The organism is Paenibacillus sp. 01T422, assembly GCF_056398785.1.
On sequence record NZ_JBFTQB010000985.1, the window covers coordinates 1 to 2,267 of the forward strand.

Consider the following 2,267-nt stretch of genomic DNA (forward strand, 5'->3'; position numbering starts at 1 on the left):
TGTAGGTACGGGTGTTATGGGGAAAAGTATGGCGGGTCATTTTATGCAGGCGGGCTATCAGGTTCATCTGTACAATCGGACAAAATCCAAAGCACAGGAGCTCATCGATCAAGGTGCACATTGGCAGGAATCCCCTGGACAATTAGCTGGGCAGTGCGATGTGATTATTACGATGGTAGGTTTCCCAAGTGATGTGGAAGAAATATATTTAGGCGAAAATGGTATTTTGCAAAATGCTAAGCCGGGAAGTTATGTCATCGATATGACAACGTCCTCTCCCAAGCTTGCCAAACAAATTGAGAATGAAGCGCGTACCCGCGGGTTGTTCTCACTCGATGCACCCGTTTCAGGCGGAGATGTTGGAGCGAAAGAAGCGAGACTGTCGATTATGGTGGGGGGCTCGCGTGATGCATTTGACGCGGTGCTGCCGCTATTTGAGAAAATTGGTACGAATATCGTCTATCAAGGGGAAGCGGGAGCAGGCCAGCATACCAAAATGTGCAACCAAATCGCCATTGCCAGCAATATGATGGGCGTGGTCGAGGCGCTCGTTTATGCGGAAAAATCAGGACTAGATCCTGCTACGGTGCTTAAAAGCATTGAATCAGGTGCGGCGGGCAGTTGGTCATTAAGCAATTTGGCGCCGAGGATGATCGCCGGTAATTTCGCACCTGGCTTTTATGTGAAACATTTTATTAAAGATATGAAAATTGCCCTTCAATCAGCCGAAGAAATGAATGCCAAGCTGCCAGGACTTGCTCTGGCCAAATCGCTATATGAGCAGTTGGCTGCCAGCGGTGAAGAAAATAGCGGGACGCATGCGTTGTATAAACTGATAAGCAAACTTTGATTGAATAAGCTCGGGGGAGAGGGACGTCCGTGAAAATTGTCATTGCACCTGATTCTTATAAGGGAAGTTTAAGCGCAAAAGAGGCTGCTCTTGCTATAGCGAAAGGCATTCAAAAGGCTGCACCCTCTTCGGATACAGTGCTTGTTCCGATGGCTGACGGCGGCGAGGGAACGGTAGATAGTCTCATTAGCTCGACGCAGGGGACCAAAATCAACGTTACAGTAAGCGGGCCATTGTTGAACAATGTGACAGCTGAATACGGCGTTCTTGGCGACAATGAAACCTGTGTCATCGAGATGGCTACGGCTTCAGGTCTCTATTTAATCTCAGAGGAACAGCGAAATCCATGGCTGACGACGACTTACGGGACAGGGCAACTGATCAAACATGCGCTGGATCATGGGTATCGTAAATTTATTCTGGCGATTGGCGGCAGCGCAACCAATGACGGGGGAAGCGGTATGCTTCAAGCGCTGGGGTTAGTGCTCCGAGATGCGGAAGGACAACCAGTTCCCCATGGTGCGCTAGGTCTCCCGAAGATCCGCAGCATTGATGCTGCGGATTGGGATGTTAGGATAGGCCAATCGAGCTTTACGATTGCCTCTGATGTGGTTAACCCGTTCATCGGCCCGCAAGGAGCGTCCTATGTATTCGGCCCGCAGAAGGGGGCGACCCCTGAGATGGTGCAAGAGCTGGACGAGGCGCTCCGTCATTGGGCGGATATGATCGAGGCGCACACGGGTATTGCTGTTCATCATCTGCCTAGCGCAGGGGCGGCGGGTGGACTTGGCGGTGCGTTCCAAGCTTTCTTCCCCTCAACCGTTCAACGCGGCGTTGAGATTGTGATTGCGCAAAGCAACCTAAACCAACACTTGCAGGGGGCTTCTCTCGTGTTTACGGGAGAAGGCCGGACAGATGCACAGACGGCCTCAGGCAAAGCTCCCATGGGCATTGCCCAAGCTGCGCAGAAGCTTGGCGTTCCTGTTATTGTGTTGAGCGGCTCTATTGGAGACGGTGTGGAATCCCTCTATGACCATGGCATTACGAGCATCCATAGTATCGTCAATGGACCGATGTCGCTGCAAGAAGCTATGGAGAGGACCGGGGAGCTGCTGACGCAAAAGGCGGAGCAGGTCATACGGACTTATCTGGCTGCGAAGGTGTAACGTGTACAACAAAAGCTTAGAAAAACGCAAAGTCTGCTTGCCTCCCCGCGCGGGAGGTTGGGCAGACTTTTTGGTTACTTAGGTGATGGAGAACGTACTGCGTATGGGGCATACCACCTCCCTCGCCAGTAACAAATTACAAAAACCTAGCGAGGACTCCGCTAAGGCTCCAGTTAAAGGAACTATTCTAGCCGCATAGAGTCCTCTATTCGGAGGAAATCGAGCGATTTCCTCTTTGAGCGGAACTGTGG

At 51.4% G+C, this 2,267-nt stretch carries 2 protein-coding genes; both read left to right on the forward strand.

All coding sequences use genetic code 11. The features are described 5' to 3' along the window. Window positions 1-850 (forward strand): NAD(P)-dependent oxidoreductase (locus tag AC1DUA_RS34460; protein WP_477504024.1); only part of this gene is annotated, 850 nt, incomplete at its 5' end. Between the two features lie 29 nt (window positions 851-879). Then, entirely contained in the window at window positions 880-2,016 is a 1,137-nt protein-coding gene (locus AC1DUA_RS34465; RefSeq protein ID WP_477504025.1) for a glycerate kinase, read from the forward strand. Window positions 2,017-2,267: the final 251 nt, after the last annotated feature.